13 protein-coding genes are annotated in these 14966 nt (G+C 36.9%); 4 read left to right on the top strand and 9 right to left on the bottom strand.

Annotation, left to right across the window (positions count from 1 at the left end; genetic code table 11):
- Positions 1 to 287: 287 nt before the first annotated feature.
- Entirely contained in the window at positions 288 to 1337 is a 1050-nt protein-coding gene (gene cysK, locus ME5_RS01695; RefSeq protein ID WP_008037858.1) for a cysteine synthase A, read from the top strand.
- A 200-nt stretch (positions 1338 to 1537) separates the two neighbouring features.
- Here cysK and copM read toward each other — a convergent pair whose 3' ends face one another.
- The 5 genes from copM to argH form a co-directional block, all read right to left on the bottom strand.
- Positions 1538 to 1960: a CopM family metallochaperone gene (copM, locus tag ME5_RS01690; protein ID WP_008037857.1), complete on the bottom strand. Its 423-nt coding sequence runs from the start codon at positions 1958 to 1960 to the stop codon at positions 1538 to 1540.
- A gap of 464 nt (positions 1961 to 2424) precedes the next feature.
- On the bottom strand, positions 2425 to 4953 hold the full coding sequence (locus ME5_RS01685; RefSeq protein ID WP_008037856.1) for a TIGR02302 family protein: 2529 nt from the start codon (positions 4951 to 4953) through the stop codon (positions 2425 to 2427).
- Positions 4954 to 5265: 312 nt separating this feature from the next.
- On the bottom strand, positions 5266 to 6543 hold the full coding sequence (gene lysA, locus ME5_RS01680; protein WP_008037855.1) for a diaminopimelate decarboxylase: 1278 nt from the start codon (positions 6541 to 6543) through the stop codon (positions 5266 to 5268).
- A 10-nt stretch (positions 6544 to 6553) separates the two neighbouring features.
- A complete protein-coding gene (lptM, locus tag ME5_RS01675; protein ID WP_008037854.1) occupies positions 6554 to 6733 on the bottom strand; it encodes an LPS translocon maturation chaperone LptM in 180 nt (59 codons plus the stop codon).
- 154 nt (positions 6734 to 6887) lie between these two features.
- A complete protein-coding gene (gene argH / locus ME5_RS01670; RefSeq protein ID WP_008037852.1) occupies positions 6888 to 8309 on the bottom strand; it encodes an argininosuccinate lyase in 1422 nt (473 codons plus the stop codon).
- A gap of 30 nt (positions 8310 to 8339) precedes the next feature.
- Between argH and ME5_RS01665 the strand changes: the two genes are divergently transcribed.
- Positions 8340 to 9038: a TlpA family protein disulfide reductase gene (locus ME5_RS01665; RefSeq protein ID WP_008037850.1), complete on the top strand. Its 699-nt coding sequence runs from the start codon at positions 8340 to 8342 to the stop codon at positions 9036 to 9038.
- A gap of 461 nt (positions 9039 to 9499) precedes the next feature.
- Here ME5_RS01665 and ME5_RS01660 read toward each other — a convergent pair whose 3' ends face one another.
- Positions 9500 to 9997, bottom strand: coding sequence for a YaiI/YqxD family protein (locus ME5_RS01660; RefSeq protein WP_008037848.1), 498 nt, complete (start codon positions 9995 to 9997; stop codon positions 9500 to 9502).
- On the bottom strand, positions 9963 to 10892 hold the full coding sequence (locus ME5_RS01655; RefSeq protein ID WP_008037845.1) for a YihY/virulence factor BrkB family protein: 930 nt from the start codon (positions 10890 to 10892) through the stop codon (positions 9963 to 9965). The genes ME5_RS01660 and ME5_RS01655 overlap by 35 nt, the downstream gene beginning before the upstream one ends.
- Before the next feature lie 464 nt (positions 10893 to 11356).
- Here ME5_RS01655 and ME5_RS01650 point away from each other — a divergent pair, with 464 nt between their 5' ends.
- On the top strand, positions 11357 to 11995 hold the full coding sequence (locus tag ME5_RS01650; RefSeq protein ID WP_008037843.1) for a cob(I)yrinic acid a,c-diamide adenosyltransferase: 639 nt from the start codon (positions 11357 to 11359) through the stop codon (positions 11993 to 11995).
- Between the two features lie 165 nt (positions 11996 to 12160).
- On the opposite strand, the gene ME5_RS01645 is transcribed toward ME5_RS01650, so the two are convergent.
- A complete protein-coding gene (locus tag ME5_RS01645; protein WP_008037841.1) occupies positions 12161 to 13165 on the bottom strand; it encodes a 2-hydroxyacid dehydrogenase in 1005 nt (334 codons plus the stop codon).
- Positions 13166 to 13338: 173 nt separating this feature from the next.
- Between ME5_RS01645 and ME5_RS01640 the strand changes: the two genes are divergently transcribed.
- A complete protein-coding gene (locus tag ME5_RS01640) occupies positions 13339 to 13914 on the top strand; it encodes an SH3 domain-containing protein (RefSeq protein WP_008037840.1) in 576 nt (191 codons plus the stop codon).
- A 246-nt stretch (positions 13915 to 14160) separates the two neighbouring features.
- On the opposite strand, the gene ME5_RS01635 is transcribed toward ME5_RS01640, so the two are convergent.
- Entirely contained in the window at positions 14161 to 14802 is a 642-nt protein-coding gene (locus ME5_RS01635; protein WP_008037837.1) for a LysE family translocator, read from the bottom strand.
- Between the last annotated feature and the right edge of the window lie 164 nt (positions 14803 to 14966).

Genomic DNA, 14966 nt, shown 5'->3' with positions numbered 1-14966 from the left:
TAATTTTTTAAATGTTTTTGATCATAGAGTTATAATGTAATTATCATATTTATAAAATATTTTATTCTTTAACGTATATTTTCTCGAAAAAATTTTTAATTTGTGCTAAGCTATAACACGCAATCGCTCTCTATTAAACTGAATTTCCTTTATAATTTTCCTTTATAAACTATTTTAAAAATACACTCTGCGAGAAAATATAAACTTTGCACTTTTTAAAAAAGTTCAAACACTAATGTTTAAAATTATAAGACGCTATTGCGGAAAATGAATAAAGGAACGTCACCATGCCACACGAATCATCACAAAATTTTAAAGAAACAAAGATAGAAAAAGACACACAAAATCCAAAAAAAGGTCACGGTAAGATCTATGATTCAATATTAGAGACAATTGGCAACACACCACTTGTACGCATTGATCATTTTGCCAAAGAAAATGGCGTTCATGCCAATCTTCTAGCCAAGTTAGAATTTTTTAATCCTCTTGCCAGTGTGAAAGACCGCCTTGGTCTTGCTCTCATCAATGCTTTAGAAAATGAAGGCAAAGCCATTCCCGGAAAAACGGTTTTAATTGAGCCAACATCGGGCAATACTGGTATTGCACTGGCATTTGCAGCAGCGGCAAAAGGCTATCGCCTTATTTTAACAATGCCAGAAACCATGTCAGAAGAAAGACAGAAATTATTAAAATTTTTAGGCGCTGAACTGGTGCTAACAGAAGGAGCATTAGGTATGAATGGTGCCATTGCAAAAGCAGAAGACTTAGTCAATGAGACTGAAAATGCCATTATTCCTCAGCAATTTGAAAATCCTGCTAATCCTGAAATTCATCGTAGAACAACGGCAGAAGAAATTTGGAACGATACGGACGGTCATGTTGATTTCTTAATATCAGGCATTGGCACAGGTGGCACTATTACAGGTGTGGGACAAGTCATTAAAAACCGTAAACATGATTTCAAAGTGATCGCAGTTGAACCAAGCGATTCTCCTGTTTTGTCAGGTGGGCAAGCAGGTCCGCACAAAATTCAAGGTATCGGTGCAGGTTTTGTGCCTAAAATCCTTGATACTGATATTTATGATGAAATCATTACTGTCACAAATGATGATGCAATGGAAACATCACGCCAATTGGCAAAATTGGAAGGCATCCCTGTTGGTATCTCATCGGGTGCAGCACTGAAAGCTGCTATTGAAATCGGCAAACGATCAGAAAATAAAGACAAAAACATCGTGATTATTATTCCGTCTTTTGCTGAACGTTATCTTTCAACTGCCCTTTTTCATGGTTTGGAAGATGAATATGATAACCGCCATCTTGCATCAAAACATTAGTTTATAATCTCACTGTGAAAAAGAGCGATGCGTCTTTTACGCATCGCTTTGTTCATCAAAGTTAAAACTTCGACCTTAACGTTTGTAAATTTTTTACTAAATTTTATTTTTATATTTGTTAAAATGACAATATATTAATTAATTTTAGCAAAAATCGCTTACTCAATATTTAAAACTTCACTCTTATCAAAATACAAGATTTAATTTTTAGAATGTTTATTTAACCAATCTTGCATTTCTTTTATTTCTTTTTCCTGCGCATTAATGACATTTTCAGCGAGTTTTTTGATCTTTGGATCTTGACCATACCGCAACACAACTTTTGCCATATCAATCGCCCCTTTATGATGAGGAATCATAGAGCGAACAAAATCTTGATCTGCATCTCCCGTTAATGGAACCATCATATTTTTATGCATTTTTTCATTGGCACGTTCATACGCGATTGTTGATGGTGCTTGCGCTTTTTCGTCATGATCATTTATTTTTTTTTGCTCGTTTGGTTGTTTATGATGTTGCGCTATCATTTGCACGGTTTCAACATTTTGAGCAAAAGCTGAACCTGTAAATGCACTTGCACCAATAGCGGCTGTCATCATAAATGCTATAGGAAATACTTTCATTGCAAACTCCTTTTCAATTCATTTTTATCTTATAAAATTGATCAACGTGATATGATAATGTATTAAAATTTAAATGGAAATTCAGTGTAAAGGTTCCTATAAGGGTAAAGTCAATGCACTTTTTCTTAAACAACTTCATGTCTTTACATTTATAATGACTTCATTTTTGATATATCTCAAAGCATATAAATTGCCTTAATAAAAGCATTTTATTGCATGCTTCATCATATAGATTTACATAATAATGTGAGCTGAAATCATAAAAACGATAATCAACATGTTAAAAGCAAAGACATGCTCATATATCAAAAATTAGGTATAAATTACCAATTTAGTCTTTCATAAAAATGACAGAATTTTTACGAACTTATCTTAAATAGCAAAGACTGTATAAGATCAGTCAATACGCTGCAGGATAAAAAGGTGTTAAAAAAACATAAAAAATAGCTTATGAATAATTTGTACTAATCAAAATTCAGAAGTCGTTCTAAATAATTTTTTTCCATCTGTGGTGTGAGAGACTGTCCAAGTCTTTTACGTATTTCATCCAAAATACGTCGTGCGCGTTCAGTCTCACTTTCAAGCGGAATATTACCAGTTTGCTCATTCGATGCCTTACCACTACCTGTTTCCCGTCCTAATGGATCTTGTTGTGTCTGAGATGAATTTCGGCCATCTGAAGATCCATCGCCATTTTCTTCAGCTTTCATGGCTTCCTGCATTTTTTTCATCAAGACTTGCGCACCTTCTCTTAAACTATTAAGCGCATCAGCCTGGTTTTGTGCTGATTGCTCTCCATTGCCTTGTGTCAAAGCATCTGAAGAATGCCCCATATGGCCTTCAGCAGAATTTAATTCCTCTCCCGGTTCAAGACCTTGAGCGCCTAACTCTTTTTGAAGCGCCTTCAATTCAGATTGTAAATTTTGTTGATTTTCCCGCAATTGATCGAGCCCTTTTAGATACTCTTCTTGCGTTTTTTCACCTCGATTATGTTCTTCTTCAAGCTTATGTGTTTTATTCAACGCTTCTTGTTGACGACGCAATAAATCAGCCAATTTGTCCAATTGTTGTTGCATTTGACCTTGAGCGCCTGCCTGTCCACCTGTTTGACCTTGTCCATTCCCCTGATCTTGTTGAACAATCAAATTATCCATCATATTTTCAAGTTCAGACAAAAGTTGTTCTGCAGCTCCACGATTACCTGTTTTGGCCATGTCTTCTAATTGTCTTAATTTATCTTCAAGTTCATTTTGCGATAAATAATTATTGGTGTTTGGGGTCTGTTCAAGACCTCGTGTTTGAGCGTCTTTTGCAAGTGCTGCAATATAATTTGACATAGCATCGCGCAGAGCTTGTGTTAAACGTTCAATTTCTTCAGGAGGCGCACCATTACGTAACGCATCACGTAATGCAGCCTGCGCTTGTTTTAATTGTTTTTGCGCTTGATTGACCATATCACCATCAATATTGATAGCAATTTGCCACATATAATCGGCGATACGCCGTAAATCTTCGTCATTATTCGCTAATGATAATTGTGTCCATGCAATACGCAAAGCGAGAAAATGTGTAACATTGTCCAATGTCTCTTCTGGGCGCTGTATAAGCGCCCAAAGCGTATCCATGACGCTATTTCTCTGCATGGGATCAAGTGCTAAAATACGCCGCTGTTCCACTACTGCACGCGCTAAAGGATGAGCAAAAATACGTTGTGGCAAAATGATTGTTCGTGTTTCACTTTTCCCAACCTGACCCGCCCCATCCTCTGCCACAAGCGTGACACGTACTTCTGAACCAGCCCAAGGATGATTGCTTATATCGGCTACAGTGCGTCCTTTTCCCTTACCATTACGCGGAATTAAAAGTGAAATTTGTGGCGACTCATAAAGTGGATGGCTCAATAATGGTGTGGTTTGCGTAGGCTCTATCTCAACATAAGCTTTTTCAACACCATAATCATCTTCAAGCGAATAATTCAATTCAAGCGAACCACTCAAAACACGAGAAGGTTCCTTTGTCATACGAATTGTTGGGGCATGATCTTTGACAACATCTATATGCCATTGTCGTTCATAATGACGCGCTGAAAGCGTAATCGTCGATGATTCATCTAATTGTATTTCAAAACTTTTTGACGCGTTTTGCTGATCTGTGTTTTTTTCAAGCGATAGGGGATATTTTTCTTCTCCACTCTCACGTTCCTCAACTTTCAAAATAGGCTTTCCACCATCACTTACACGTACCGTCATGATACTTTTTTGCGGTACTTCAGCCTGATTGACATTGTTATTTGTGAGATAAATAGGGGCTTGCCGTGTATAGGCAGGGGGGGTTACCCAAACATCAACCCGCATCAATGAAGAGTGAACAGGTATTTGAAAAGAAAAAACATCCGACAGATACCCACCTTTTGATCCAAAAGAAAAAACAAAAGCGATAACCATAAAAAGTACCACCAAAGCACGCAATGCATAAGGATCATGTTTTGGTATCTGACTGTCAGGTAGTCCTACACGCAATGCGCCTAATTGTGCGGCCATGCGCCTTTGATGTTCATTCCAAAGAGATTGCGAAAAAGCATTTTCTTGACCATTAACGGGTCTATCATTCAAAGCTTCCAAAGGTTGATTTTTAAAATTGCTTGTTTGTTCAATGCGTGCATCAATATCGCGTTGTTTAACAAAATGAAAATTTTTAAATAAAAATAAAGACCACAAGGCAAGCAAGGAAAAGATGACCAAAAGAAAAATATGCGTTATTGGTCCTAAGTAATAAAAAACACCAAACCATGCCAATCCAGCAATCATCATCACTATAAGCACTAAAGGCATAATACATGGCCAAAGACGCTCAAATGTTAAAACATAAAAAGCACGTTTTCTGGCAAATTTAAGCGCATTTTTAGATAAGCTCCACGCTCTATCACTTTGCTTTTGAGCAAGATTAGAATTCGTTTCATACAAAGAAGGACATTCTAAGTTTTCATTGCACATGCGAAAACGCTTTCTATTTTCTATTGCCCATCAATACGGCTCCAGCATTCAAACTTAAGTGTATAATTCTTGTCACTGAGCCGAAATCCTGTTTATCCATAACATATTTTCTATCATAGCGAGGATCTTGGCAAAGGCGAGACCAATTGACCAAAACATGTGATTTTTTATTCTTTTATAGTAATAATCTTAACAAAATTAAACGCTTTACAATCAGTGTTTTGAAAGAAAACAAAAAACATCAAGAAATGATAACATATCTTGTTAAATTGAATTTATAATCTCAAACACTGATTTTAAGTCATTTTAATTTTAAAATTTGTAAACAAAATCAGGAACATGGTCCAAATCGATTATGCTTTGATAATCTGGCCGCTCTCTTATGACCGCAAATTTATCATCATTGACCAATACTTCCGGAATAAGGCGACGTGTATTATACGTATTTGCCAAAACGGCGCCATAAGCGCCTGCTCCTAAGATAGCTATAAGATCATCTGAATGAAGCAAAGGCAAAGACCGCTCCAATCCCAAATAGTCACCTGTTTCACAAACAGGCCCAACAATATCAGCAACAACGCTCTCAACACCAATAACCGCTTCTTTAATCGGCATAATATCTTGCCAAGCGTCATAAAGAGTAGGACGGATAAGATCATTCATCGCTGCATCAACAATGACAAAGTTTTTCCCTTCACCCTTTTTAAAATAAATGACAGAACTTACTAAAATGCCTGCATTACCAACGATATTGCGCCCAGGCTCCAATATAATTTCAACATTAAGAGGATCAAAGTGCTTTTTGACAATGCGTGCATATTCTTCAACGCTTGGCAATATATGATTATCATGGCGGTATTGGATACCCAAACCACCACCAACATCCACATGCTCGATTAAAATTCCATCAGCACGCAAATGACGTACAAAATCAGCGACTATTGTAAAAGCATCGTCAAAAGGCTGCAATTCAGATATTTGGCTGCCAATATGAACGTCAACACCCTGAACACTCAGGCCCGGTAATTGTAAAGCATGTTGATACGTTTGACTGGCATTTTTAATTGGAATACCAAATTTATTTTCTGACTTTCCCGTTGCAATTTTTTTATGCGTTTTAGCATCAACATCTGGGTTAATACGCAAAGAAATTCGAGCCGTTTTACCAAGCGCAACACTTCGCGCTGATAAATGTTCAAGCTCTGGTTCAGATTCAACATTAAAAGAGCATATATCATTGCTTAGTGCAAAATCTATTTCTTCCGTTGTTTTTCCAACACCTGAATACACGATACGCTTAGCTGGAATACCCGCTTGAAGCGCGCGCATCAATTCGCCTTTAGAAACGACATCCGCTCCTGCTCCTTGATTTGCTAAAAGTGTCAAAATAGCCTGATTGGAATTTGCCTTCAAAGCATAAGCAATCATTGCACGCTGTGTTGAAAACGCATCACGATAAAGAGCGAATTGTTCATTTATATAGCGTGTCGAATAACAATAAAAAGGTGTTCCCACCTGTTGTGCAATCAAGGGTAGGCTCACATTTTCTGCATGCAAAATACCCTTACAATAGACAAAAGCTTCTGTCATATTCGCTCTTCTATTTAATAAGTCGATCAAGGATAAATGGTTTATCTTCTTTAGGCTTTTCTACTATTTTTCCCTGAGCATTTTCAACCATACTTGATGGAGGAGGCTCCAGTGGACCTTTTCGCCCGCATGCAGACAAAACCGCACTAAAGAAAAAGACAATTATCAAACTCATCAGCGTTTTGTTCATTATTTCGTCTCTTTCTATCGTTGTTGCTTTAAATATTGCCCAAAAAATTATCTTATCATAAAATTACAAGACAATATGTCTATAGAGCAAAAGATTTGTTAGTTTAATATTTTTTTTGTGCTTTTCAAATGACGTTTTAAAAAAAATGACCCTCTTATAAAGAATTTCGCGTCACATCGTCTTTAGCAAGGCGGCTTTTCCAATAGTCAATTTGCCGTTGTACTTCTTGTGGGGCGGTACCACCAAAACTCCGTCGACTTTTTACTGAATTTTCTACGCTTAAAACATTAAAAACATCACCACGAATATCATGATGAATAGACTGAAGATCACTAAGTGTTAAGTCAGAGAGAGCGCAGGATTTTTCTTCAGCCATTGCCACAGCACGTCCAGTTACATGATGCGCCTCACGAAAAGGCAAGCCTAATTCTCGCACCAACCAATCTGCCAGATCTGTTGCCGTAGAATAGCCAGAGCCCGCGGCCCTTTTCATAGACTCACGATCAATATCCAAATCACCGATCATACCTGTCATAGCTGCTAAAGATAATTCAAGTGATTCTGCAGCATCAAACACTTGCTCTTTATCTTCCTGCATATCTTTTGAATAAGCCAATGGGAGACCCTTCATCACAGTTAAAAGTGCTACCAACGCGCCGTTGATACGCCCCACTTTTGCCCGGACAAGCTCAGCTGCGTCAGGATTTTTCTTTTGCGGCATGATAGAAGATCCTGTCGAAAACGAATCAGGCAATTTGATAAAATGAAACTGTGTTGTCGACCAAATCACAATTTCTTCTGCCAAGCGCGAAAGATGTGTAGCGCAAATGGCGGCTGCACTTAAAAATTCCAAAGCAAAATCACGATCCGATACGCTGTCAATAGAATTGCGGGTTGGCTCTCTAAAGCCAAGGCTTTGAGCAGTCATAAAACGATCCGTAGGAAAACCTGTGCCTGCAAGAGCAGCCGCACCTAACGGTGATTCGTTCATACGTTCTGCTGCATCCAACATGCGTGAAAGATCACGACCAAACATTTCAACATAAGCCATCAGATGATGACCAAAGGTTACAGGTTGGGCTGTTTGTAAGTGGGTAAAACCTGGCATAAATGTTTCTGTTTCTTGTTCAGCACGCAAAAGCAACTGTTGAATTAATTGTTTCAATGCTTCAGCCGTTTTTTGGGTTTCATCACGCACCCATAGGCGAAAATCTAATGCAACTTGGTCATTTCTTGAGCGTGCCGTGTGTAATCGCCCTGCAGCAGCGCCGATTAAATCACGCAAGCGCGCTTCAACATTCATGTGAATATCTTCAAGCTTACGCGAAAAGATAAAACCACCACTTTCAATTTCGCTCAAAATAGCTTTCAAACCTTTTTTTATTTCATGAGAATCTGCTGACGTAATAATGCCTTGTTTTTCAAGCATAGACGCATGAGCGAGCGACCCTTCAATGTCCTGGCGATAAAGTTTTTTATCAAAATCAATAGACGCATTAATTTCTTCCATAATAGCACTCGGGCCTGAGGCAAACCGTCCACCCCACATCTGGTTGCTTGATTTGGTCTTTGTCATTTATACTGGCCTCAATTGAAAGGAAGAAAAATGGTTGAAACAATTTTGAACTACGCAAAAACCGCAAGACGCATTCTTTATATGGCCATGACCGGATTTTTCGCAGCACTTAGTCTATACGCGATAATGATAGGGGATGACAACCAGCTTCACGCTTTCCCAACATTCACTGCATCAGCGCAAGCACAAGAAATCTCTCAATGCACCATGAATGCTCAAAAAAAAGAACACATTAAAAAATCTGCAAAAGGTTTTTTTCAAAATATGCGCTTTGCTGATGATCCTTATAATGCAAGCAGCCTTCATTTTAATGATGCTAAAGGCAATCCAACCACATTGGCTGCTTCAAATGGCAAAACGCGACTGGTTAATTTATGGGCCATTTGGTGTGTGCCATGCCGTACAGAAATGCCTGAATTGGCACAATTACAAACTAAACTTGGAAGTGAAAGTTTTGAAGTATTAGCAATAAATATTGATAAAGTTGCCTCAGAAGAAAAAATCAATGCCTTTCTAAAAGAGGTTAAAGCCGACAATCTTGCTTTACATCGTGATCAAACAATGGGAATTTTTAATCAAATACGCCGTGATGGATTGGCTCTTGGTCTTCCTGTCACATTACTTATTGATAAAGACGGTTGTTTAATTGCCTCATTTAACGGTGCTGCACCTTGGGCTGATGAGGATTCACAAACATTGATGCGTGCAGCAATTGATACCGAGCAGTAAAGCAAAGCAACTGACAATAGAATACTCATAAATTAAGATCATCCTGCAAAACACAGAAAGATAAATATCTTAAGCTTTATGATAACTAAGAAAACATTGGAAATAAACAGCTATTTTTCTCAGTTCTTTGTAATAAAAAAGTGAAAAACGTTTTCTTAAAACGATAATATCTTTGAAAATAATTTTGAAAAGCGCATGAAAAATGAGATTCATCTCTATAATGCGTTTTTCAAATGCATTGACCTCAATATACGTTTGCTTCCTTTATTTAAAGATAGAATGGTGAACGGATAGACAGCTAATAGAACATCATACCGCATTTTTTTAAAACACTTATTTTCCTTTTAATCTTTTCGCCATTATTTGCGATAAGCAGCTTAAACATCAAAAGATTTGCTCACACTGATAAAATATCCGCGATAAAAATTGAAAAAATTTAAAAAACAAGGTTGTTGTTGTACTTAAGAATTTTTTGAAACTTCATCTATAGGATAACCGCGCCGTTTTAAACGTTGAACAGCGAGATCCAAAGCACTTAAAAAATTTGAGCGGTCACGAGGTGAAAAAGGTTTTGGTCCCCCTGTTATCATCCCACCCTCACGCAAATTTTCCATCAAATTACGTGTTGCTAGAGCATGTCCTATAGAGCTTATGTCAAAAAGGCGCCCCGTAGGAGAAAGAGCAATAGCGTCTTTTTTTACAATTCGTTCGGCTAACGGTACATCATTAGTCACAACAATACTTGCTTCTTGTGCATGTTCAACGATCCAATTATCTGCACCATCTTGTCCCTTTGCAACAATCACAGCATGCACAAATTTTTCCCTTGGAACTTTTATAAAACTATTGGACACAACGTAGGTTTTTAATCCATAACGCTCTGCAACACGATAGACTTCAGCCTTTACAGGACACGCATCCGCATCAATGAAAAGCGTTATTGGCTGTTTGTTGATCATCGTTATAAGACTTTTGTTCTTCTTCCAATGCCTGAACCATTTGACCTGGTTGTTGCTGCCGATTACGATAAAACATCGTTGCAGCATTAATTTCGCCACCTAAAATGAAAATGGAACTTAACATGTAAAGAAAGATAATTGCCACCATGATAGAGGCAAGTCCTGCATAAGTTGAGACATAATTGGCAAAAGTTGCAAGATATTGAGCAAATAAGATTGAAGCAAAAAACCAAACCATCATCGTAAAAATAATGCCGGGTAATATATCCCCCAATTTACGTTTTCCCGCTGGCAACCATTTATGCGCCACAAGCAAAGTGATAAACAAAACCACTACAGCAATGGCATAACGCCAAATACGAATTGTTCCAACATATTGGGCAATAATTGGATAATCATGTTCAAGCAGATTGATCACAAGTGGTGCTAATACCAAAAGAAAGCTGATAACCAAAAGGCCAATTGTGCCTAAAATAACAAAAAACAAACTTTGAAAACGGCAAAAAAAGATACTGCGCGCATCTTCCACTCGATATGAGCGATTTAATGCTGTGCGCAATGCCTCAACCCCATTTGAAGCAAAATATGCCGTACCAATAACTGAAATGGTCAACAATCCGCCCCGTTGCACTGTCATAACATTAATAACTTCCTTAACAATTGGGCCAGCAATGGCTTCAGGAAGCATAGTTAAAAGCGCATTCACACTTTGCTCAGTATAAGCACGCGCGCCTAAAAAACTTGCAAGTGACGTGGCAAATATCAAAAATGGAAACAACGCCAATAATCCTGATAAAGCAACATGGCTGGCAAATGCACTACCACTATCACGAAAATAATGACCAAGCGCATTGATAAAAACGCGCCAACTATATCTGATTGGTTTTTTTTTCAAAATATACGCTCTTTCTTGATCATGTCGATACGATAACGAAGCACCACCGTGCTGTCATTTTGCATCACTTTATACACTTTCGTGCAAAATTCTTTGCGGCATTTATAAAATAATTTCTTTTAAAAGCAAATATAGCTTATGAACATTGTTCATAAATACAAGAATAAAATCCACGAAAGATAAATTATTTCAGTTCTTTAGGGTTTCATGTCACAAATCATAACAACGCGTTATTTTATTTTAAAATTCAATCTTTCAACATTATTCAATGAAATTTGAATAAACATGTAGAAAAATAATTGTGAAAAAACTCTTTAAATTAAGCGATTTAATTTTTTTAAAATTCTAATTAATAAATAAAAGAATCAATTGTCTTCATTAGAATTTTATTTGGATGACACATCATAATATGTGATAATTTTATCACATCGGTTGATTAGAACTAAAATTTAAAGGCTTATAAAATGGTCAAACTTAATAAAATTTATACAAAAACAGGGGATGATGGAACGACAGGATTGGTCAATGGGCCACGCCGTTCAAAAGCAGATTTAAGAATTGACGCTTTTGGTCATGTTGATGAAACAAATGCAGCAATTGGACTCGCACGCCTTGAAACAAATTATATAAATACAAACAAATATCAAGCAAACGAAAATGATTTAAACACTCATTATGACCATACTGAAAATTGTGCAATAAATGTGCTTGATGCCATGCTTTTTCGTATTCAAAATGATTTGTTTGATTTGGGAGCGGATCTAGCAACTCCTCTAAATGATGAAAAAAAGGAAAATTTGCGCATCACCACGACACAAGTTGATCGTCTTGAAAAAGAAATTGATTATCTCAATAAAACATTATCCCCTTTAACATCTTTTGTGTTGCCAGGTGGCACAAAATTAGCCGCGCATCTCCATTTAGCACGCACCATAGCAAGACGCTCAGAAAGAGCGATGGTTGCTCTTCATTTAAAAGAAACTTTGCAAGAGGATACGTTGCACTATATCAATCGCCTTTCTGATTTTCTTTTTGTCGCAGCACGCCATGCAAATAATAAGGGTCATGATGATGTTTTATGGGTTCCAGGAAAAAATCGTTAATAAAGCGAATGAGGAAAAATATTTATTATGCTTTTTTTTTAATATTTAACTTATCTCATAAAATAGAGATAAAATTTCACGTGAAACAACCAACATAACGTCTATATTTTTAATATCCTTTGGAAAGATTAATTTGATTTCAATCAAAAATTTAAACGTTTAAAATCATCGTCTTTTTTCAGGTATTATGCGATCAGGTGGACGATGATGGTCGAAAAACGCACGAATATTGATGATAACTTTTTCGCCCATTTCGACACGACTTTCAAATGTCGCTGATCCCATATGTGGCAAAAGAATAACTTTTCCTTGATTTGCCAAATTTTCCAAAAGAGGTGTAACTGCAGGCTCTCTTTCAAAAACATCTAATCCTGCACCCGCAAGTTTTCCATTAGCAATAGTTTGTGCCAAAGCCTGTTCATCAATGATATTACCGCGCGCGGTGTTTACAATATAAGCCGTTGGTTTCATGAGTAATAAACGTTTTGACGACAATAAATGATGTGTTTCTGTCTTTGCTGGACAGTGAACCGAAACAATATCCATTTCAGTCAACATGTCATCAAGATTATGCCAATATTGCGCGTCCAATTCCTGTTCTATAGCGGGACTAACACATTGGCGGTTATGATAATGAATAGAAAGGCCAAACGCTTTTGCCCGACGCGCCACGGCAATACCAATACGTCCCATACCTATAATGCCAAGTTTTTTGCCACCGATACGTCTTCCTAACATCCAATTCGGAGACCAACCAGACCACGCCCCTTTTGTATCTAAAACAATCGCGCCTTCCACCAAACGGCGCGGTACAGCCAAAATTAAGGCCATGGTCATATCAGCAGTATCATCAGTTAACACATTAGGGGTATTTGTCACGACAATCCCGCGATTTGTCGCCGATTGCACATCAATATTGTCTGTGCCATTACCAAAATTGGCAATCAGTTTTAAATTTTTACCAGCATAATCGAGCATTTCATTATCAATATGATCGGAAATGGTTGGTACAAGCACATCAGCACGCTGTAACGCAGCAATGAGATGTTCTCTTGTCATGGGAGTATCATTTTCCGAAAAAATCATATCAAAAAGCTCACTCATACGCTTTTCTACTGGTTCAGGTAGCTTATGTGTGAGAATAACCAAAGGTTTCTTTTTGCTATCCATGCAATGTTCCAGAATAATTTCTGCCTCAAAATTGAACTTTTTATTAATCGTTGAGACCTCTTTAACCAGTCTCATGCAATAGCTAAAAAGCTATATAAACTACTGATTCTAAATTCTTATAGCAGAATAATCATTGAGTGAATGAATATAAAACAAAAGGAAGAGGTCTTAAAGTGGGCAATTGGGTATGGTTGCGATTTTTTATTATTTTGAGCAGTTTATGTGTTTACTTAAATGGTTTAAGTCTAAATTTTGATCAAAATAAAGCTCACGCGCAAGAGGCCTCTCAAAATGATAGCGCCAATCTTGGACCAAGTGGCTTACCTCTTCCCCGTTTTGTGTCCATCAAACCAACACGGGTTAATGTCCGTGTTGGGCCAGGTCGCAATTATAGTGTCATCTATAGTTATCAAAAACAGGGTTTACCAATTGAAATAACACAAGAATATGATCAATGGCGTAAAATACGAGATTCTGATGGTGATGAAGGATGGGTCTATCAATCCCTTGTATCAGGTCAACGCACAGCAATGATTGCCCCTTGGGCTAAAGATAAAAGCACTTTAATCGCAATGTATCGCGAGCCAAATGAAACTTCAAATCTTGCAGCACAACTTGAAGCTGGTGTCATTGGCAGAATTCGCCAATGTGATGGTAATTGGTGTGAATTAACTATTGGAAGAACACGCGGTTGGGTGAATCAAAATCAAATTTGGGGTGCATATCCTGGCGAAAAAATTACAAATTAAATGCAAAAAATAAAAACAGTTTTTACAGCATATATTACTAAATTGAGTATAAAATTGAATTAAAGGATTAATTTTTGATAGCGTGCACAACTCTAATTTTAAAACAAGATTAAAAAATAGTGTTTATTATAATTAAGAAATATAAAGTGTTATAAAAATATTCATTTCCTATTATTTTCACTATTTTTCTATATAACAATCTTAGAAATGAAAAATTTGTTTCAAAATACTAATAGTTACCTCATTTTATTTTGTTTGTGTTGCCAATAAGCGAAGAGCAAATGCCGTAAAAATACCTGCACTGACCCAATCAAGAATGCGTACATATAAAGGATTTTTTTTTAAAAGGGATGCAAATTGATGTGCAGCAAACACCATAACGGCATTGATTGGAAATCCTATTGGAATGAATGAAAGTCCTAAAAATAATATTTTTGCTCCCGCATATGGATCGGTTGCATGCACAAATTGCGGTAAAAATGTCATATTAAACAAAAGGACTTTAGGATTTAAAAGATTAATACCAAGCGCTGTCAAAAAATTGCGTTTAAAGCTCAAAGGAGCTTTTTGCGTTTGATGAAGTGTAAACCCCGATTTATGGCGTATTGTTTTTATAGCCAACCATAAAAGATAAAGAGCACCAGAAATTTTCAAAACTAAAAATGCTGTGGGTGAAGCAATGATCAAAGCTGACAAGCCAATCGAAACAGCAATAACCTGTATAATAATACCTGTTGAGCACCCAAAAATACAAGCAAAACCTGCGGCTTTACCTTGGGCAATACTGCGACTCACAAACAAAACCATATCTGGTCCAGGTATTAATGTGAGTATAATAACAGCACCTGCAAATTGTATAAAAGTCAGCCAATCTGGTAAAAATGTCATTCTATCTTCCGTTTTAAATTAAAAGCAAAATGCTTGTCACATGAAAATACATCATTTTCGCCTATCAAACTTCTGTGCTTCTTCTATCAATGTTTCACAATATACATATGAAAATGACTAAAATTTAAATAAAATAAGCATAATTTTCCTTTTTTACAGTTTAA

This window comes from Bartonella tamiae Th239, from assembly GCF_000278275.1.
Lineage (GTDB): Bacteria > Pseudomonadota > Alphaproteobacteria > Rhizobiales > Rhizobiaceae > Bartonella > Bartonella tamiae.
This window is presented reverse-complemented; position numbering and strand designations above follow the sequence as displayed.